Here is a 19,404-nt window from a genome sequence, read left to right as displayed (position 1 = left end):
TGAATTGCGGGGGAAACTAGGCCAAAAGGTGAACATGGCCAAAGATTCCCTCGCTTTCAAATGTACATCCTGCGGTGCTGCTAGCGCCAAATGGTCCGGTCGCTGCGACGCCTGCGGCGCATGGAACACCATCGTCGAAGATACCGGCCTGTCGATATCGGGCCCTGCCAAACAAGGCATGGGCGGGCGGCGCGGCAAACAGCTTGAACTGACCGACCTGAAATCCATGGCCGACGCCCCCCCGCGGACCGAGGCGGGCGTGGCCGAGCTGGACCGCGTGCTGGGCGGCGGTCTTGTCCATGCTTCGGCCGTGCTGCTGGGCGGCGATCCGGGGATCGGCAAATCGACCCTGCTGCTGCAAGCTGCCGCGCGCTTTGCCCGCAACGGGCTAAAGGTCATCTATGTCACGGGCGAGGAATCGGCCGCGCAGGTGCAAATGCGCGCGCAGCGGCTGGGGTTGACCGACAGCCCCGTGCTGCTGGCATCCGAATCCAACCTGCGCGACATCCTAACTACACTCGAGGCGGAAAAGCCCGATCTGGCCATTATAGACTCCATCCAGACCGTCTGGATCGACACTATCGAAAGCGCGCCCGGCTCGGTCAGCCAAGTCCGCGCCAGCGCGCACGAACTGGTGAACATGGCCAAGCGGCGCGGCATCTCGACCATCATGGTCGGCCACGTCACCAAAGAAGGCGCGCTGGCGGGCCCCCGCGTCGTCGAACACATGGTCGACACCGTCCTGTATTTCGAGGGCGAGCGCGGCCACCAATTCCGTATTTTGCGCGCGGTGAAAAATCGCTTCGGCGCGTCAGACGAAATCGGCGTGTTCGAAATGACCGGCGGCGGGCTGATCGAGGTGAAGAACCCCTCGGCCCTGTTCTTGTCGCAGCGCGGCAAACCCACCCCCGGCTCGGCCGTCTTCGCCGGGATCGAGGGGACGCGCCCCATTTTGTGCGAAATCCAAGCCCTCGTCTCGCCCGCGCCGCAAGGGCAGTCGCGCCGCGCGGTCGTCGGCTGGGACAGCGCCCGCCTGTCGATGCTACTGGCCGTGCTGGAATCCCGCGCAGGCGTCAGCTTTGCCGGATTGGACGTCTACCTGAACGTCGCGGGCGGCATGCGTATCACCGAACCTGCCGCCGATCTGGCCGTTGTTGCCGCGCTGATGTCGGCGCGCGAAAGCCACCCGCTGGGTCAACAAACCGTTTTTTTCGGCGAAATCAGCCTCTCTGGCGGGGTGCGCCCCGTCACGCAGGCCGAAAATAGGTTGAAAGAGGCGCAAAAACTTGGTTTCACCACCGCAATCATGCCGCCGCTGTCCAAACGCAGCGGCGCGCAGGGGATCGCGCTGGAACAGATCGAGGATCTGGCCGGTTTCGTGAACAGCAATTTCGGCCAGCCCGCGCCCAAGCGCAGCTAACGGCCCAACCGGAGACGGCACGGTATGGAAGGCTTTACCATCATTGACGCTGTGGTGGCAGCAGTCATTCTTCTGTCTGCACTGCTGGCGTATTCGCGCGGGCTTGTCCGCGAAGCCATGGCGATCGGCGGCTGGGTGGTCGCGGCCATTCTGGCCTTCATGTTCGCAGGCCAAGCCGCGCCCATCATGCGGTCGGTGCCGGTTGTGGGCGATTTTATCGCCGATAGCTGCGAATTGTCGATCATCGCGGGCGCAGGACTGATCTTTGCCATTGTGCTGATGATCGCGGCAATCTTCTCGCCCCTTTTCTCCAGCCTGATCCACCGCTCGGTTCTGGGCGGGATCGACCAAGGCCTCGGGTTCCTGTTCGGCGTGCTGCGGGGCATCTTGCTGGTCGCCGTCGCCTACTTTGTCTACCAGACGTTCTTGTCGGCGCAGGGCATCCCCATGGTCGACAACAGCCGCGCCGCCTCGATCTTCGCGGGCGTGACCGACCGCTTCACCGGCACCGATTCATCGGCCGCGCTGGATTGGATCAACAACCAATACGCCAGCTTGATCAGCACCTGCACAGGCCCTGCGCAAACCGCGCCCGTCAGCCTGCCGCAATAAGCGGCTGCGACAAATTTAGGCGGGCGTTTCCGCGAAAGTTGTGTGAACGCTACGTGACAAGTCGCCCCCCGGGGGTTATGGGGGGCGCATGCCAGCCGCATTTCGGAGTCGCCCCATGACCGACCCAGTGACCGACCGTCGCCTGCCGCCCGCCCACCCCTTTGATGATGACAAGCTGCATGAAGAATGCGGCGTCTTTGGGGTGATTGGTGTATCGAACGCTGCAAACTTTGTAGCCCTCGGGCTGCACGCGCTGCAACACCGCGGGCAAGAGGCAGGCGGGATTGTCACCTACTGCCCCGAAAACGGGTTCCAGTCCGACCGCCGCATGGGCTACGTGCGCGACAACTTCACCTCGCGCGAGGTGATGGAAAAATTGCCCGGCACCATCGGCATCGGCCACGTGCGCTATTCTACCGCCGGCAACAAAGGCCAAACCGCCATCCGCGACGTGCAGCCGTTCTTTGGTGAATTTTCGCTGGGCGGCGCGGCCATCGCGCACAATGGCAACCTGACCAATGCCGCGGCCCTGCGCCGCGAACTGGTGGAACGCGGCTCGATCTTCCAATCCTCGTCGGATTCGGAATGTATCATCCACCTGATGGCCCGTTCCATGGGCCGCACCATCCCCGACCGTATGGAAGACGCGCTGCGCAAATGCGAAGGCGCGTTTTCGGTCGTCGCCATGACGCGCACCAAGCTGCTGGGCTGTCGCGACCCGCTGGGCATGCGCCCGCTGGTGCTGGGCAAGGTTGGCGATGGTTGGGCGCTGGCGTCCGAAACCTGCGCGCTGGACATCATCGGCGCCGATTTCGTGCGCGAGATTGAACCCGGCGAAATGGTAGTGATTTCCGAAGACAAGGGCGTCGAAAGCTTCTTCCCCTTCCGCGCCCGCGCCTCGCGGTTCTGCATCTTCGAACACGTCTATTTCTCGCGCCCCGACAGCATCATCGGCGGTCGTTCGGTCTATGAAACGCGCGAAGCCATCGGGCGCGAGCTGGCCAAGGAAGCACCGGTCGACGCCGACATCGTCTGCCCCGTCCCCGACAGCGGCACCCCTGCCGCCATCGGCTATTCGCTTGAATCGGGCATCCCCTACGCCATGGGGATCATCCGCAACCAATACATGGGCCGCACCTTTATCGAGCCGTCCGAGCAGATCCGTAACATGGGTGTGCGCCTAAAGCTGAACGTCAACCGCGCACTGGTGCGCGGCAAGCGCGTCATTCTGGTCGACGACTCGGTCGTGCGGGGCACCACGTCGCGCAAGATCAAAGAAATGATCCTCGAGGCGGGCGCCAAGGAAGTCCACTTCCGCATCGCATCCCCGCCCACCGCATGGCCCTGCTTCTACGGCGTCGATACGCCTGAACGCGGCAAGCTGCTGGCCGCCACGATGAACGAAGACGAAATGCGCGAATGGATCGGCGTCGACAGCCTGAAGTTCATCTCGCTCGACGGCCTCTACCGCGCAGTGGGGCAGTTGAACGGCCGCGATCCGGCGAAACCGCGCTACTGCGATGCCTGCTTCTCGGGCGATTATCCGGTCGCACCGGCCGATATGCTGGAACAGGGCTTCAAGATGAAGTCCGAAGCCGCCTGATCCTGCCTTCGGGCGGCGGGCACCTTGCTTGCTACGCCGCCCTGTCCTATGACCTGTCAAGGATACGATTCAAGACGGGGCGGCGATGCGCATTCTGATTACCAACGACGATGGGATCAACGCAGCAGGGCTTGCGGTTCTGCACGCCATCGCGGCTGAAATCGCTGGCCCCAAGGGCGAGGTTTGGACCGTCGCTCCCGCGTTCGAACAGTCGGGCGTCGGGCACATGATCTCCTACACCCACCCCACGATGATCGCCAAAATGGGCCCTCGCCGTTATGCCGCCGAAGGCTCGCCCGCCGATTGCGTGCTGGCCGGCCTGCATGACGTGATGGAAAACGCCCGCCCCGATCTGGTGCTGTCGGGCGTCAACCGTGGCAACAATTCGGCGGAAAACATCGTCTATTCCGGCACCGTCGGCGGCGCGATGGAGGCTGCCTTGCAAGGCCTGCCCGCGATTGCCCTGTCACAATTCATGGGCCCGCTGAACATGAAGCTGGATAACCCGTTCGAGGCCGCAGCCACCCACGGCGCCGCCGTCGTGCGCAGCCTGTTGGACAATGCAATCTGGGACGATGCGGCGTATCGGCTGTTCTACAACGTGAATTTCCCCGCCATCGCCGCAAGCGAAGTCAAGGGCGTCAAGGTCGCCCCGCAAGGCTTCCGCCATGGCGCTGGCTTCGGGATCGAGGCGCAGATCTCACCCTCGGGGCGCAAATTCCTGTGGGTCAAAGGCGGACGGCAAGACCTGACCTCGGGCCCTGGCACCGATGGCGAGGCGAACCTGCAGGGCTATATTTCGGTGACGCCGCTGCACGCCGACCTGACCGCCCACGACACGCTATCCGAATTGCAATCCCGCCTGAACCGCGACATCGATCCGGCAGGGCAAGGGTGAGCGGCCCGACGGATCAACTGATGCAGTTCATCTACACCCTGCGCGCCAGCGGGGTCACCGACCTACGCACCCTACGCGCCATGGAACGGATCGACCGCGCCCTGTTCGTCCGCCAGACCTTTGCCGATCGCGCCTATGACGACGTACCCCTTCCCATCGGCGCGGGCCAAACCATCTCGCAACCCTCGGTCGTCGGCATTATGACCCAAGCGCTCGAGGTGGGCGAGCGCGACAAGGTGCTCGAGGTCGGCACGGGCTCGGGCTATCAGGCGGCGATCCTGTCGCAATTGGCCCGCCGCGTCTACACCGTCGACCGCCACCGCGGCCTTGTGGCCGAGGCGCGGGCCGTGTTCGACAGCCTTGGCATTACCAATATCACCGCCTTCACCGCCGATGGCAGCTTTGGGCTGCCAGAACAGGCCCCGTTCGACCGCATTCTGGTCACCGCTGCCGCCGAGGATCCGCCCTCGCCGCTCTTGGCGCAGCTGAAGATCGGGGGTATCATGGTGCTGCCGGTTGGGCAGTCCGACCATGTGCAAAGCCTGATCCGCGTCGTTCGGCTGGAAAACGGCTTTGATTATGAAGAGTTGCACCCCGTGCGCTTTGTCCCGTTGGTCGAGGGGCTGGCATGACCACCCCGCCACGGCACGCGCAGCAGGAATGAGGATAACATGCCCAAACTGATGCAGATTTCGACCCCTGCCCGCCAGCGCAGCGTAACGCTGCTGGGTGGCGCCGCGCTGCTTGCACTGGCCGCCTGCGGCACCGTCACCGATTACGACCTGCGCGGCATGGGCCCGGGCTTCACCACCGAAGGCGCGGTGCAAACGAACAACCGCCCCGCCCCCGATGCGCGCGGCGTGATTTCCTACCCGACGTACCAAGTCGCCGTCGCCCGCAGCGGCGATACGGTGGCCAGCATCGCAACGCGCCTCGGCCTCGACCCGAACCAACTGGCGGCGTATAACGGCCTGCAAGGCGGCACATCGCTGCGCGCGGGTGAAATTCTGGCCCTGCCCAGCCGCGTTAGCGACGGCGGCAGCGACATCACCAGCATCGCGGGTGCCGCGATCGACCGTGCAGGCACCGTGACCACATCGGCGCTGCCCCCCGCCGCAGGGGGCGCGGCTGCGCCTGCCGCCACCACAACGGCCCCCGCCGCCAGCACACCATTCGCCATTTCCGAGCCGATCCGCCACCAAGTCGCGCGCGGCGAAACCGCCTATATTATCGCGCGCCGCTACAACGTGCCGGTGCGGTCGTTGGCCGAATGGAACGGCCTCGACTCCAACATGACCATCCGCGAGGGGCAGTATCTGATGATCCCCACCGCGAACGGCAATCCGCCCGCCGGCAGCACCACATCCGAACCCGGCCAAGGCTCGCCCACGCCGATCCCGCCCAGCTCGACCCAACCCCTCCCGCGCGAGGCGACGACCAGCACCACCGCTGCTGCCGCCACGACGACGGCCGCCGCTGCAACCGCGGCCCCGAACCTCGGGTCGCAGCAAACCAGCGCCAGCCAGTCCAGTGCGCTGCAACGCCCCGTCGCGGGCAACATCATCCGCGCCTATGCCAAGGGCCGGAACGAGGGGATCGACATCGGCGCCGCCGCTGGCACCAACGTCAGCGCCGCTGCAGCGGGCACGGTTGCCGCCATCACCACCAATACCGAGGGCGTGCAGATCGTTGTCATCCGCCACGACAACAACCTGATGACCGTCTACACCCACCTCGATAACCTGACTGTCTCGCGCGGGGCCAGCGTCACGCGCGGCCAGACCATCGGCAAGGTCGCGGCGGGCGATCCGTCCTACCTCCACTTCGAGGTACGTCGCGGGTTGGAATCCGTCGACCCATCGACCATGCTGCCTTAAAGCACATGAAGATCTGAAAGGAAAAACAATGGCTTTGCGTTATCTGCACACGATGGTGCGCGTCCTCGACCTCGACAAAAGCATCGCGTTCTACAAGGCGCTGGGGCTGGTTGAAAAGCGCCGCACGGAAAGTGAAAAGGGCCGCTACACGCTGGTCTTCATGGTCGCCCCCGGGCAAGAGGAAGTCTCGGTCGAGCTGACCTTCAACTGGGACGGCGACGAGGGCCTGCCCGCCGACAGCCGCCATTTCGGCCATCTGGCCTACCGCGTCGACAATATCTACGACCTCTGCCAGCGCCTGATGGATGCGGGCATCACCATTAACCGCCCGCCGCGCGACGGCCACATGGCCTTCGTCCGCTCGCCCGACAACATCTCGATCGAGCTGCTGCAAGAGGGCGACAACCTGCCCCCCGCCGAGCCGTGGGCCTCGATGCCGAACACCGGTCACTGGTAAATACAGCGCAGATCCGGCCCGTCAGTAGATGTACCGGATCTGCTCACTCCAATACCGCTCGACACGGCGCAACATCAGCGTCAGATCGTCCATCCCCTCGCGCGGCAGCACACCGCGTGCGACCAGCCCGTCAGCATGGCCCGCGAACAAACGTTGCAGCGTTTCGCGCACACGGCGGCCCTTCTCGCTTAGGCGGATGCGCACCGCGCGCCGGTCAACCGTGCTGCGTTCGTGATGCAAGTAGTTCAGATCAACCAGCTTTTTCAGATTATAGCTGACATTGCTGCCCTGATAAAACCCGCGCGACTTCAGCTCGCCTGCAGTCAGCTCCTGCTCGGCAATATTGAACAACAGCAGCGCCTGCACGGGGTTGATCTCTAGCAGGCCTAGCCGCTCGAACTCGTCCTTGACCAGATCCAGCAGCAGGCGGTGCAGCCGTTCCACCAAACCCAACGCATCGAAATAGCTGACCATCTGGGCCGGCACGGCGGGTGTCATGTCGTTAGCGCGTTGATGATTCATCCAGCTCTCCCTTTTGGGGAAGATTCGCCGCAAAATCCCAAAACGTCGTTAACCGCACCGCATTTTAGGCGGCTTTTTAGACAAAATGCGCTAGACCCAACTGCCCTTCACCCCATCGGCATGGGCCAGCAACTGCGCCATCAGCTCCGCGTAAGCGTCAGGCACCGCCTGCGCGCCGGTCGCCCAAGCATGAATATCATGGTCATTCTCGGCCAGCAGCGTCTCGAACCCGTCCAGCTCGGCGGGCGACAGGCTGGAAAGGCGCGCGGCCGCGAAATGCCCCAGCAGCAGGTCCATTTCCTTGATCCCCCGCCGGATCGCCCGCATGTGCAGGCGGCGCAACCGCATTTCGTCGTGCATCGTCCACTTCCCCCGCTTGCCATGGTGCGCCCGCTATGCCACGAAACGGGGGTGCCCCGCCAGAGGGCAGCCAGCCAGCAGGACAAGCACATGAGCTTCCTTTCCCAGACCCTTGCGCGGGTCAAACCCTCGCCCACCATCGCCGTGACCACCCGTGCCGCCGAACTCAAGGCCGAGGGACGCGACATCATCAGCCTCGGCGCGGGCGAGCCCGATTTCGATACGCCCCAGAACATCAAAGACGCGGCGATCCGCGCGATCAACGAAGGCAAGACGAAATACACCCCCGTTGACGGCATCCCCGCGCTGAAACAGGCGATCTGCGCCAAATTCGCGCGCGAAAACAACCTGACCTATACGCCCGCGCAAGTGACCGTCGGCACGGGCGGCAAGCAGGTACTGTATAATGCCCTGATGGCCACGCTGAACCCCGGCGATGAAGTGCTGATCCCCGCGCCCTACTGGGTCAGCTACCCCGATATGGTGCTGCTGGCCGGCGGCACGCCCGTGGTGATCACCGGCGGCCTCGAGACCAACTTCAAGATCACGCCCGCGCAGCTGGAAGCGGCGATTACGCCCAAGACAAAGTGGTTCTTGTTCAACAGCCCCTCGAACCCCACCGGCGCCGGTTATTCGTGGGCCGAGCTGAAGGCCCTGACCGATGTGCTGCTGCGCCACCCGCATGTCTGGGTGCTATCGGACGATATGTACGAACACCTCGCGTTCGACGGGTTCACCTTCTGCACACCTGCGCAGGTGGAACCCGCCCTCTACGACCGCACGCTGACAGTGAACGGCGTGTCGAAAGCCTATGCGATGACCGGCTGGCGCATCGGCTACGCCGCAGGCCCCACCGCGCTGATCAAGGCTATCGCCAAGATCCAGTCGCAATCGACCTCGAACCCCTGCTCGATCAGCCAATACGCCGCGCTCGAGGCGCTGAACGGCCCGCAGGATTATATCGAGGATAACAAGGCCCTGTTCCAAGGCCGCCGCGATCTGGTTGTCGCCGCGCTGAACGCCTGCCCCGGCCTGAACTGCCCCGTGCCCGAGGGCGCCTTCTACGTATATCCCGACATTTCAGGCTGCATCGGCAAAACCAGCAAAAGCGGTGTGCTGATCGACAATGACGAAGCCTTCGTCAGCGCCTTGCTGGATGAAACCGGCGTCGCGGTTGTCTTCGGCGCGGCCTTCGGCCTCTCGCCGAACTTCCGCATCAGCTACGCCACATCCGAGGCAGAGCTGACCGAGGCTTGCGCCCGCATCAAGACCTTCTGCGAAGGTTTGCGTTAACCCTTGGGCCTGCTGCGCAATTGCCGCAGCAGGCGCCACACGTAAATACCGACAATCGCCCCGATCACCACATACGACAGCGGGTCGATATAGCGCGAAATGTGGTCGTAATTCTCGCGCAGCAGCAGCCCGGCACCGGCCAGAATACTGACCCAAATGGCACTGCCCAGCGTCGTCGTGACCAAAAATAGCGGCATCGACATGCGGGCCATCCCCGCAGGGATCGAAATCAGCGTCCGCACCCCCGGCAAGACACGCGCGAAAAACACCGCCCATGCCCCATAGCGCTGGAACCACGCAAAGGCGCGCTCGGCCTCGTCCTCGCTGATGGTCAGGATGAAACCCCAGCGCGCGACAAAGGCCATGACGCGGTCTTTGCCCACGGCCAGCCCGATCCAATACCAGAATAGCGCCCCCAGCACCGACCCCGCCACGCCCGCGACGATCACTTCCCACAGCGCCATGCGCCCGCTGGCCGCCAAGAACCCTGCCAGCGGGATGATCACCTCGGACGGAACAGGCGGGAACACGTTTTCCAAAAACATGATCAGCGCCAGCCCGAACGCGCCGCCCGCGTTCATCAGCCCCAGCAGTGCATCAAACATAAGGCCCCCTTCAGGCAGGAATATACGTATGGCGCGCAAGCCCGCGCAGATACCGCGACAGCATCAGAACCGAGGCGACGAACAGCCCCGCCACCAACCCGACCCAAACGCCGACCTCGCCGCCGCCCAGCCAGATGCCGATGACAAGGCTGGTCGGGAAGCCCACGCACCAATAGCCAAAGATCGCCATCAACATCGGCACAGTGGTATCTTGTACCGCGCGCAGCAACCCCAGCGCCATGACCTGCATGGCATCCAGCGCCTGAAACAGCGCCGACATCAGCAGCAACGCCATGCCGATGCGCAAAACCTCGGCACGATTGGGGTCGTCCATCGATATGAACGCCCCGACCATCGGCCCGCGAAACAGCACAAACACCGCCACGCCAATGACCAGAACGCCCATGGTGACAATGCCCGCCGCCTGCGACACGCGCCGCAGCGCCGCTGCATCACGCTGGCCATACGCGCGGCCCGCCAAAATCGTCGCGGCCTGCGACAGGCCCATATACAGCATGAACACCATCCCCGAGATCTGCATCGCGATCCCGTGTGCCGCCAACTGGCCGGTGCCGATCCAGCCCACCAGCACGGCGGTGGCGCTGAACAAGCCGCCCTCGGCCAAATTGGTCAGGCCGATGGGCAGCCCGATGCGCAGCACTTCGCGGATCGCGCCGAAATCAGGGCGCCAGAACCGCTGGAACAGATGATAGCGCGGCAATTTGCGCGCGGCATAGACCGACAGCACCAGCAGCCCCACGGCCTGCGCAATGGTGGTGCCCACCGCCGCGCCCACCATTCCCAGCGCGGGCAGCCCGAAGTTTCCAAAGATCAGCCCATATACCAGCACCGCATTGACCGAGGCGACGATCACCGTCGTCCAGAACACGATGGCGGTATGCGACAGCGCCGCCAGAAAGCTGCGCAGGCACGCAACCAGCAGGCTGAAAATCAGCCCGAACGCCACGATCCGCAGGTACGAATGCGCCATATCCGCCATCGCCGGATCCTGCCCGATGGCGCGCAGCAAATACCCCGAGGCCATCATCGGCACCAGCGCCAGCGCGCCAAAGCCCAGCGTCAGCCAAATGCCCATCCGCGTCACGCGGCGCACGCGAGTTTCGTCGCCCTGCACGCCAGCCTCGGCCACCAGCGGCATCACCGCCCAGGCAAAGCCCGCCCCGAACAGATACAGCAGTGTATACAGCGCATGCGCCAAAGTAACCGCCGCCAGCGCCTTTACATCATACCAACCTAGCAAAACGGTGTCGGTCAAATTGACGATCATCTGCGCCAAATTCGATGCGATCAGCGGCACCCCCAGTGCCAGCATGCCCCAGATTTCAGACGTAAAACGCTGCTTTTGCGCTGTATCCATGGTAAGTGCTCCCTCAAGTGGCTGAGTAATGACAAAGCCCCGCGCAGTCCAGCGTTGTAAAACCGCCCCGCTGCCCCCACCTTAACCCCGTAACACGATCGGAGGCCCCATGCCGCAAACCATCCTCAGCCTGCCCGACCCCAAAACCGAACCCGATTTCTACCGTCTGGTGACGTTCAAACGCCTCGTCGCGTGGATCATCGACGGGTTCGTGCTGTTCGCCCTCAGCGGCGCGATTGTGTTGCTGACGGTGTTCGTCGGGCTGTTCTTTCTGGGCGCGATCTGGTTCGTGCTGGGCTTCCTTTACCGCTGGGGCGCGCTGACGCTGTGGTCGGCCACGCCCGGCATGCGGCTGATGTCGATCGAACTGCGCACCGAGCAAGGCGAGCGGTTGGATAACCGAACCGCCCTGCTGCACACGCTGGGCTACGCCATCAGCGTTGCCATCACGCCGCTGCAAATCATATCGGTGCTGCTGATGATCTTCCGCGGCGCGGGTCAGGGGCTGACCGACATGGTGCTGCGCACCGCCATGATCAACCGTCCGGCAAGCGCGCTGTAACGCGCGGCTTCCTGCCGGTGACGGGCGTAGACAAACGAAACGCACGTGCTAAGCTTGCGCAAAATTCAAAGCCCCTCACCCCCTGTTGAATGATGCGCCATAGCCTGCCACTGGCACCGCAGTTCTATGTCACCGCGCCCGCCCCGTGCCCCTACCTGGCCGGGCGGCTCGAGCGGAAGCTGTTCACCGCGCTGCAAGGCGACAGCGCGGCAACCATGAATGACGCCCTGTCGCAACAGGGGTTCCGGCGGTCGCAGAACGTGATCTACCGGCCCACCTGCGCCAATTGCAGCGCCTGCATGTCGGCGCGCATCCGCGTGGCCGATTTCAAACCCAACAAATGGCAGCGCCGCGTGCTGGCGCGCAACAGCACCCTACAGCGTCGTCTGCGCCCCACATGGGCCAGTGACGAGCAATACGACCTGTTCCGCCGCTATCTGGATGCCCGCCATGCCGACGGCGGCATGGCCGATATGGACGTGTTCGAATTCGCCGCCATGATCGAACAAACCCCCGTGCGCAGCCGCGTCGTCGAATTTGTCGACCCCGCCGCCGCGCAGATCGCGCGCGACAGCGACGGCCTTGTCGGCTGCTGCCTGATCGATATTCTGGATGACGGCCTGTCGCTGGTCTATTCGTTCTACGACCCCGCGCGGGCGCATGACTCGCTAGGCAGCTACATCATCTTGCAGCACATCCAGATCGCGCAGGAAATGGGGCTGCCTTACGTGTACTTGGGCTATTGGGTGCCCGGCAGCCCCAAAATGGCCTACAAGGCGCGCTACCACCCGCTGGAGATTTACCGCAGCGGCACATGGATCGGCCTCGATCCCGATAACCCGCCCCTGACCGAAGTCCACCCCCTCGACACCGCACCGGTGGCAGAACAGGTCGCCAATATCGTCCTACCCGACGAGCCGCCCGCCTAATCTGTGCGGGAATCGCACAAAGCGGCCAACGAAATCTTATTCCGCAAAAACACCCTTCCGATTAACAAGGTTACCCGAAACGGCCAGAATGACGCTAGGTTCCTTGCGGGCGCGCCCAATAAAATAGCGCCCGCCCCTCGCATTTAGTTGACGATTTAGGGTGTTTCGACCTAGTTTGGCCCCACAGCGGCCGCGAAATTTTATTTCGTGGCCTATCGTCGTAGCGTGATCTTTTTACGCGGGGGGGAAATATTATATGAACGGACTTCTGGCCTTCTCGAGGCTTGTCGACCGGGTGAACGAGTGGATCGGTAAACAGGTCGGCTGGCTCATCTTTGTCGCAATTCTCGTCTCAGCGCTGAACGCCATCGTGCGCAAAGTGTTCAACTATTCGTCGAACGGCTACCTTGAACTGCAATGGTACCTTTACGGTGCCGCCTTCATGCTGGCCGCATCTTGGGTGATCAAAACGAACGACCACGTTAGGATCGACCTGATCTATGGCCGCCTGTCGCGCAACGCGCGCAACTGGATCGAACTGCTGGGGCACATCTTCTTTCTGATGCCCTTCGTTCTGGTCATGATCTACTTTCTGTGGCCCTACGTGATCCGCTCGTACAATTCGGGCGAAATGTCGGCCAACGCAGGCGGCCTGATCCTGTGGCCCGCCAAGCTGATGCTGCTAATCGGCTTTTTGCAAATGTTCTTTCAGGGCCTGTCGGAAATCATCAAGCGTGTCGGCGTGATGACAGGTACCTACATCGACCCGAACCCTTATGTGACCGCCCGTGACCTGGCCGAGCAAGAGGCCCAGCAACTCGCCGCGGAAATCCTGAAGGCGCAGCAAGCGGAGCAAGCAAAATGATGGAGTTCATCGCCACGAACATGGCGCCGATCATGTTCGCATCGCTGATCATCTTCTTGCTGATCGGCTACCCTGTCGCCTTCGCGCTGGCCGCAAACGGCCTGCTGTTCTTCGTCATCGGCGTCGAACTGGCACCCCATTCCAACGGTGTCATCACGCTAAGCTGGCCGCTGCTGAATGCGCTGCCCGACCGTTTCTTTGGCACGATGTCAAACGATACGATGCTGGCGATCCCATTCTTTACCTTTATGGGGGTCATCCTTGAAAAATCGGGGATGGCCGAGGACCTGCTGGACACGATCGGCCAACTCTTCGGTTCGATCCGCGGCGGTCTGGCTTTTGCCGTGGTCATCGTGGGCACCATGCTGGCGGCAACCACCGGCGTTGTGGCCGCGTCGGTTATCGCCATGGGCCTCATCTCGCTGCCGATCATGCTGCGCTACGGCTACGACCGCTCGTTCTCGGCGGGCGTGATTGCCGCATCGGGCACGCTGGCCCAGGTCGTCCCGCCTTCGCTGGTGCTGATCGTTCTGGCCGACCAGCTGGGCCGCTCGGCAGGCGATATGTTCAAAGGCGCGATGTACCCCGCGCTGGCGCTGGCAGGCATTTATCTGCTTTACGTTGCATATATGGCCATCTTCCGCCCCCACAAAGTCCCTGCCCTGCCGCCCGAGGCGCGCACACTGGGCAAGGGCATGGGGTCGCTTGGCGTCGCCTTGGGCGCGCTGATCATTCTGGCGATCATCTGCATCCGTCTGTTCACCAACGTGATGACCCCCAGCAACGCCGACATCATCGGCGGCTTCGTCGCGGTGCTGATCGTCTACAGTTACACGCTGCTGGATCGTAAACTGAAGTGGAACCGGATGTCGCATCTGGCCCAACAGGTCGTCATCGTCATGGTGCCGCCGGTTGCGCTGATCTTCCTGGTGCTGGGCACGATCTTCCTTGGCGTTGCCACCCCCACCGAGGCTGGCGCGATGGGTGCTGCCGGATCACTGATCCTGGCTGCAGCCAAGCGCCGCCTGAACCTCGATGTCATCAAACAGGCCCTGATCTCGACCACGCGCCTGTCGACCTTCGTGATGTTCATCCTGCTGGGCGCCCGCGTCTTCTCGCTGACGTTCTATGGCGTGAACGGCCACATCTGGGTTGAACACCTGCTGACATCCCTGCCCGGTGGTGCCACAGGCTTCATCATCGTGGTGTCGATCCTTGTGTTCTTCCTGGCCTTCTTCCTCGATTATTTCGAGCTGGCCTTTATTATCGTGCCGCTGCTGGTCGCCCCTGCGGTTGCCCTGAACATCGACCTTGTCTGGCTGGGCGTGATCCTTGCAATCAACATGCAGACATCGTTCATGCACCCGCCATTCGGCTTTGCCCTACACTTCTTGCGATCGGTCGCGCCCCGCGTGCCCTATATCGACAAGATCACCGGACAAAAGATCGCACCAGTGACATCGGGGCAAATCTATCTGGGGGCAATCCCGTTCATGGCGCTGCAACTGCTGATGATGGTCATCGTCATCATCTTCCCGCAGCTGGTGATGCACTACAAGGGGCCAGCGATCGACACATCCTCGGTCACCATCAGCCTGCCGGGTGTCGGTGGCGGATTGGGTGGGCCCAGCCTTGGCGGGCCTAGCCTTGGCGGACCCAGCCTTGGTGGCGCGGGTGCCCCCGGCCTCGGTGCGCCGGGCCTTGGTAGCCCCGGCAGCCTGAACGTCGGCAACTAATCAAAGCGGCGCCCTACGGGGCGCCGTTTCTTTTTAAAGCGGCGCATTACATTCCAACAAAAGGCCAACAAAAAAAAGCCCCGAGGCAACGCCTCGGGGCTTTTCGCTAAACGCGGGCGGCTGCTTACAGCGCGCCTTCGTTTTGCTTGATCATCATATAGGTGTCGTAGTTGTATTCCGTCACCTGCGACCACGTGTAGTGCTTGGTGCGGAAGTCCTTGATCGCGCCCCACATATTCGCAAATGCCGGGTTGGTCGCACCGATTTCTGCGTAAACCTTGTTGGCGGCATCGAACATCGCGTCCATCACCTCTTTCGAGAAGTAACGCAGCTGCGCACCTTGGGCGACCAGTTCCAGCAACGCCGGCGGGTTGCGCCAGTCATAGTCGGCCAGCATCGAGCCGTTGGCCATAGCCGACGCGCCGCGCAGCACTGCCTGATACACCGGCGGCAGTTCTTCGTGCTTTTGCTTGTTCAGGAAGAAGTGCACCATCGGGCCGCCTTCCCACACGCCGGGGGCGTAGTAGTACGGCGCAACCTTCACAAAGCCCAGCTTTTCGTCGTCGTAGGGGTTGGTGAATTCGGTCGCGTCAATCGTGCCACGCTCCAGCGCGGCGTAAACGTCGCCGCCCGCCAGCTGCTGGGGTACAACGCCCAGCTCTTCCAGCACGCGCCCGGCGAAGCCACCTACGCGGAACTTCAGGCCCTTCAGGTCATCGACGGTGTTGATTTCCTTGCGGAACCAGCCACCCATCTGCGCACCGGTGTTACCGCCAGGCAGACCATACAGGTTAAACTGGCTCAGGAACTCGTTATACATTTCGTTGCCGCCGCCGTAGTACATGAACGCGTTCATGCCACGGGCGTTCAGCGCGAACGGAACAGCCGAGCCCAGCGCAAAGGTCGGATCCTTGCCCCAGAAATAATAGCCAACGGTGTGGGCAATCTCGACGGTGCCTTCGCTGACGGCATCGTGCACTTGCAGGCCGCCAACCAGCTCGCCCGGGGCGAAGGGCTGAATGGTGAACTGGCCATCGGTCGCCTCGGACACGAAGTTGCACAGCGTCTCGCCCGCGTTCCACAGCGAAGGGGTCGACTTCGGGAACGAAGACGCCAGACGCCAGGTGATGCGGGGCATGCTTTGTGCAAGGGCCGGCGCGGCCAGCGTGGTTGCGGCTGCCGCAGCAGCACCGCCAACCGAGGCCTTCGCCATAAACGAACGTCTATCCATGAAAGTAATCCTCTCAAATCCCGGAATCGCCCGGGGAAACTTTCGGCAACCTAATAAGGTTGTCACAAAGATGGAATAACAAAACCGAATATTTTTGACGCTGCGCGATATTTTATTGCTATAAAAATAGGTAATCTTTGCTGACATAACGCAAAAGCCCCGCAGTAGAACTGCGGGGCCTTGACTGTAAAACGCAGCGGTGGCTTACAGCGCACCCTCGTTTTGCTTGATCATCATATAGGTGTCGTAGGTGTATTCGGTCACCTGCGACCACGTGTAATGATCCGCGCGGAACTGTTTGATCGCCCCCCACATCTCGGCAAACGCGGGATTTGTCGCCTCCATTTCGGCGTAAACGCCGTTGGCGGCATCGAACATGTCGTCCATCACCTCTTTGGGGAACCAGCGCAGGTTCGCGCCTTGGGCAGCCAGTACCTTCAGCGCGGGCGGGTTGCGCCAGTCGTATTCGGCCAGAACGTCGTTATTCACCGCGCGCGTCGCCATCTGCAACAGGGTCTTGTACTGCGGCGGCAGGTCGTCATAGGCGGGTTTGTTGAAATAGAAGTGCAGCGTCGGGCCGCCTTCCCACACGCCGGGCGCGTAGTAATAGGGCGCAACCTTCACGAAACCCAGTTTTTCATCATCATAGGGGCCGACCCATTCGGCCGCATCAATCGTGCCGCGCTCCAGCGCCTGATAGATGTCGCCCGCCGCGATCTGCTGCGGCACGACGCCCAGCTGCTCCAGCACCTTGCCAGCGAAACCGCCGACGCGGAACTTCAGCCCGCGCAGATCCTCGGTCGTGTTGATTTCCTTGCGGAACCAACCGCCCATCTGCGCGCCCGAATTGCCGCCGGGATAGGCGACAATGTTATGCGTCGCCAAAAACTTGTTATAGAGTTCGTTGCCGCCACCGTAATACAGGAACGCATTCATCCCCCGCGCCGACAGCGAAAACGGGATCGAGGTCGCCAACGCGAACGTCGGGTCCTTACCCCAGAAATAATAGCCGACGGTATGAGCCGCCTCGACCGTGCCTTCGCTGACCGCATCCTGCACCTGCAATGGGCCCACCAATTCCCCCGCCGCAAACGGCTGGATGGTGAAGTTGCCATCTGTCGCCTCGGACAGATACCGGTTCAGGCTCTCGGCGCCGCCATAAAGCACGTCAAGCGACTTGGGAAAGGATGAAGCCAAGCGCCACGTAATGCGCGGGTTGCTCTGCGCCAGTGCCGGTGCGGCCAGCGTGCTGACAGCCGCAGCCGCAACACCCCCGACCGAGGCTTTGGCCAGAAACGAACGTCTATCCATCTGGTAGTCCTCCCAAACCCCGGGAATCGTCCCCGGAGGTTCGCGCAAACTAGTCAAGTTCCCCGACGGATGGAATAATAAAACCGATGAATATTTCTACAAATCATCATTTTATTGCGGAAATATATAGGTAAACTTCCCTGACATAACCCAAAAGCCCCGCAGCTTGACTGCGGGGCCCTGTAGTCACGGCAAAACGACGCCTTACAGCGCGCCTTCGTTCTGCTTGATCATCATATAGGTGTCGTAGTTGTAATCGGCGATCTGCGCCCAAGTATAATATTCCGAGCGGAAATCCTTGATCGCGCCCCACATTTTGGCGAAATGCGGGTTGGTCGCCTCGTATTCGGCATAGGTGCGGTTCGCGGCGTCGAACATCGCGTCCATCACCTCTTTGCTGAACCAACGCAGCTGCGCGCCCTGCCCGACCAATTGCTTGATCGCGGTCGGGTTCTTGTAATCGTACTTCGACAGCATCCGCACGTTTGCCGCATCACAGGCCGACCGCAGCACGGCTTTGTAATTCTCGGGCAGGTTATTGTAGGCGGTGGTGTTGAAATAGAAGTGCCACATCGGGCCGCCTTCCCACACGCCGGGCGCGTAGTAATAGGGGGCGACCTTCACAAAGCCCAGCTTTTCGTCGTCATAGGGGCCGATCCACTCGGCCGCGTCAATCGTGCCACGCTCCAGCGCCTGATAGATGTCTCCGCCCGCAATCTGTTGCGGCACCAGACCCAGCTGTTCCAGCACTTTACCGGCGAAACCACCGATGCGCATTTTTAGCCCGCGCAGGTCGTCGACGGTGTTGATTTCCTTACGGAACCAGCCGCCCATCTGCGTGCCCGAGTTCCCGCCCGGAAAGGCAATGATATTATATTGCGCCAAAAACTCGTTATAGATCTCGTTACCGCCGCCATCATACATAAAGGCGTTCATCGCGCGCGAGCTGAGCGAGAAAGGCACCGCACAGCCCAGCGCGAAGGTCGGGTCTTTGCCCCAGAAATAATACCCAGCGGTGTGCGCGGCCTCGACCGTGCCGTCGGTGACAGCATCATGCACCTGCAGCGCGCCCACAATCTCCCCCGCGGCGAACGGCTGAATGGTGAAGTTACCGTCCGTGGCTTCGGACACGAAGTTGTAAAGATCATCCGCAGCCCCGTAAATCGTATCCAGCGATTTGGGGAACGACGACGCCAAGCGCCACGTGATGCGCGGATTGCTTTGTGCAAGTGCGGGCGCGGCTAGCGTGCTGGCGGCAGCGCCCACGACTGCGGATTTCGTCAGAAATGAACGACGATCCATTGGTTTTCTCTCTCCCTCGGTGACGGGGTTTTATGGCGCCCCCGCCGAATGCGCTAAACTCAGCGTAATTTGCCCCGATTTCGCACGAAATAGAAAAAGCCGCGAAAGGCCTGCAAATTCACTGTACGCCATGATAGCGTAATTTTATTTCAATTCATAGAAAAATTGGGATCATTCCTTCCGACACCTATGACGAACATAGGGCGAGTAGCGGCTAAAATGGAGCCGATCAGCCAGAATCACCCCGCAAGGCAGCTTTCCCACACCCCCGCCGGCGAAGGTAATGTTGAAATATTATGTCCCTTACAATAACAAAAAAGACATATAATTTACAAAATCTGTTGACGCGCCAACCGCCGCCGTGCATAAGCGCGCCATCGAACAAAGCAACGAAGGCTTGGAATGACCCCGACCCTCATTACCCTCGTAGGTGGATTCAGGCG

19 protein-coding genes are annotated in these 19,404 nt (G+C 61.9%); 12 read left to right on the top strand and 7 right to left on the bottom strand.

The window, feature by feature from the left end; translation table 11 throughout:
• The first annotated feature begins 34 nt into the window (after nucleotides 1–34).
• From radA to BVG79_RS04775, 7 genes are all read left to right on the top strand, one after another.
• Complete coding sequence (gene radA / locus BVG79_RS04805) at nucleotides 35–1,420, top strand: DNA repair protein RadA (RefSeq protein WP_085785887.1); 1,386 nt, start codon at nucleotides 35–37, stop codon at nucleotides 1,418–1,420.
• Nucleotides 1,421–1,444: 24 nt separating this feature from the next.
• Nucleotides 1,445–2,032: a CvpA family protein gene (locus BVG79_RS04800; protein WP_085785886.1), complete on the top strand. Its 588-nt coding sequence runs from the start codon at nucleotides 1,445–1,447 to the stop codon at nucleotides 2,030–2,032.
• 115 nt (nucleotides 2,033–2,147) lie between these two features.
• Nucleotides 2,148–3,635, top strand: a complete 1,488-nt coding sequence (gene purF, locus BVG79_RS04795; protein ID WP_198167888.1) for an amidophosphoribosyltransferase — start codon at nucleotides 2,148–2,150, stop codon at nucleotides 3,633–3,635.
• Between the two features lie 85 nt (nucleotides 3,636–3,720).
• Nucleotides 3,721–4,533, top strand: coding sequence for a 5'/3'-nucleotidase SurE (gene surE / locus BVG79_RS04790; protein WP_085785885.1), 813 nt, complete (start codon nucleotides 3,721–3,723; stop codon nucleotides 4,531–4,533).
• Nucleotides 4,534–4,553: 20 nt separating this feature from the next.
• Nucleotides 4,554–5,165, top strand: a complete 612-nt coding sequence (locus tag BVG79_RS04785; RefSeq protein ID WP_198167887.1) for a protein-L-isoaspartate(D-aspartate) O-methyltransferase — start codon at nucleotides 4,554–4,556, stop codon at nucleotides 5,163–5,165.
• Nucleotides 5,166–5,204: 39 nt separating this feature from the next.
• Nucleotides 5,205–6,410, top strand: coding sequence for a peptidoglycan DD-metalloendopeptidase family protein (locus BVG79_RS04780; protein WP_236951421.1), 1,206 nt, complete (start codon nucleotides 5,205–5,207; stop codon nucleotides 6,408–6,410).
• A gap of 28 nt (nucleotides 6,411–6,438) precedes the next feature.
• Nucleotides 6,439–6,867 (top strand): VOC family protein, encoded by a 429-nt coding sequence (locus BVG79_RS04775; protein WP_085785883.1) that lies wholly within the window; start codon nucleotides 6,439–6,441, stop codon nucleotides 6,865–6,867.
• A 21-nt stretch (nucleotides 6,868–6,888) separates the two neighbouring features.
• Here BVG79_RS04775 and BVG79_RS04770 read toward each other — a convergent pair whose 3' ends face one another.
• Both BVG79_RS04770 and BVG79_RS04765 read right to left on the bottom strand, forming a co-directional pair.
• On the bottom strand, nucleotides 6,889–7,389 hold the full coding sequence (locus tag BVG79_RS04770; RefSeq protein WP_085785882.1) for a MarR family winged helix-turn-helix transcriptional regulator: 501 nt from the start codon (nucleotides 7,387–7,389) through the stop codon (nucleotides 6,889–6,891).
• Nucleotides 7,390–7,479: 90 nt separating this feature from the next.
• Nucleotides 7,480–7,749 carry an FAD assembly factor SdhE gene (locus tag BVG79_RS04765; RefSeq protein WP_085785881.1) on the bottom strand — a complete coding sequence of 90 codons (270 nt, stop codon included), beginning with the start codon at nucleotides 7,747–7,749 and terminating at the stop codon, nucleotides 7,480–7,482.
• A gap of 90 nt (nucleotides 7,750–7,839) precedes the next feature.
• On the opposite strand from BVG79_RS04765, the gene BVG79_RS04760 reads away from it, so the two are divergent.
• Entirely contained in the window at nucleotides 7,840–9,042 is a 1,203-nt protein-coding gene (locus tag BVG79_RS04760; protein WP_085785880.1) for a pyridoxal phosphate-dependent aminotransferase, read from the top strand.
• Here BVG79_RS04760 and BVG79_RS04755 read toward each other — a convergent pair.
• Together BVG79_RS04755 and BVG79_RS04750 are read right to left on the bottom strand one after the other, a co-directional pair.
• Complete coding sequence (locus BVG79_RS04755) at nucleotides 9,039–9,647, bottom strand: DedA family protein (RefSeq protein ID WP_085785879.1); 609 nt, start codon at nucleotides 9,645–9,647, stop codon at nucleotides 9,039–9,041. The two genes, BVG79_RS04760 and BVG79_RS04755, sit on opposite strands and share 4 nt — an antisense overlap.
• A 10-nt stretch (nucleotides 9,648–9,657) precedes the next feature.
• On the bottom strand, nucleotides 9,658–11,025 hold the full coding sequence (locus tag BVG79_RS04750) for an MATE family efflux transporter (protein WP_085785878.1): 1,368 nt from the start codon (nucleotides 11,023–11,025) through the stop codon (nucleotides 9,658–9,660).
• A 109-nt stretch (nucleotides 11,026–11,134) separates the two neighbouring features.
• On the opposite strand from BVG79_RS04750, the gene BVG79_RS04745 reads away from it, so the two are divergent.
• The 4 genes from BVG79_RS04745 (at nucleotide 11,135) to BVG79_RS04730 (ending at nucleotide 15,117) form a co-directional block, all read left to right on the top strand.
• Nucleotides 11,135–11,587 (top strand): RDD family protein, encoded by a 453-nt coding sequence (locus BVG79_RS04745; protein WP_085785877.1) that lies wholly within the window; start codon nucleotides 11,135–11,137, stop codon nucleotides 11,585–11,587.
• Nucleotides 11,588–11,679: 92 nt separating this feature from the next.
• The gene (locus BVG79_RS04740; RefSeq protein WP_085787251.1) at nucleotides 11,680–12,516 is read left to right on the top strand and encodes an arginyltransferase; all 837 of its coding nucleotides are present in this window, start codon (nucleotides 11,680–11,682) and stop codon (nucleotides 12,514–12,516) included.
• A gap of 256 nt (nucleotides 12,517–12,772) precedes the next feature.
• Nucleotides 12,773–13,381 (top strand): TRAP transporter small permease subunit, encoded by a 609-nt coding sequence (locus BVG79_RS04735; protein ID WP_085785876.1) that lies wholly within the window; start codon nucleotides 12,773–12,775, stop codon nucleotides 13,379–13,381.
• Nucleotides 13,378–15,117, top strand: a complete 1,740-nt coding sequence (locus BVG79_RS04730) for a TRAP transporter large permease (protein ID WP_085785875.1) — start codon at nucleotides 13,378–13,380, stop codon at nucleotides 15,115–15,117. The genes BVG79_RS04735 and BVG79_RS04730 overlap by 4 nt, the downstream gene beginning before the upstream one ends.
• 124 nt (nucleotides 15,118–15,241) lie before the next feature.
• Here the strand turns inward: BVG79_RS04730 and BVG79_RS04725 are convergent, their stop codons facing one another.
• The 3 genes from BVG79_RS04725 to BVG79_RS04715 all read right to left on the bottom strand — a co-directional run bounded on the left by BVG79_RS04725 (nucleotide 15,242) and on the right by BVG79_RS04715 (nucleotide 18,961).
• Entirely contained in the window at nucleotides 15,242–16,348 is a 1,107-nt protein-coding gene (locus BVG79_RS04725; RefSeq protein WP_085785874.1) for a TRAP transporter substrate-binding protein, read from the bottom strand.
• Nucleotides 16,349–16,552: 204 nt separating this feature from the next.
• Entirely contained in the window at nucleotides 16,553–17,659 is a 1,107-nt protein-coding gene (locus BVG79_RS04720; RefSeq protein WP_085785873.1) for a TRAP transporter substrate-binding protein, read from the bottom strand.
• A gap of 204 nt (nucleotides 17,660–17,863) precedes the next feature.
• Nucleotides 17,864–18,961 carry a TRAP transporter substrate-binding protein gene (locus BVG79_RS04715; RefSeq protein ID WP_085785872.1) on the bottom strand — a complete coding sequence of 366 codons (1,098 nt, stop codon included), beginning with the start codon at nucleotides 18,959–18,961 and terminating at the stop codon, nucleotides 17,864–17,866.
• Nucleotides 18,962–19,404 lie beyond the last annotated feature (443 nt).

Source organism: Ketogulonicigenium robustum, from assembly GCF_002117445.1.
In the GTDB taxonomy this organism is placed as follows: Bacteria; Pseudomonadota; Alphaproteobacteria; order Rhodobacterales; family Rhodobacteraceae; genus Ketogulonicigenium; species Ketogulonicigenium robustum.
This window is presented reverse-complemented; position numbering and strand designations above follow the sequence as displayed.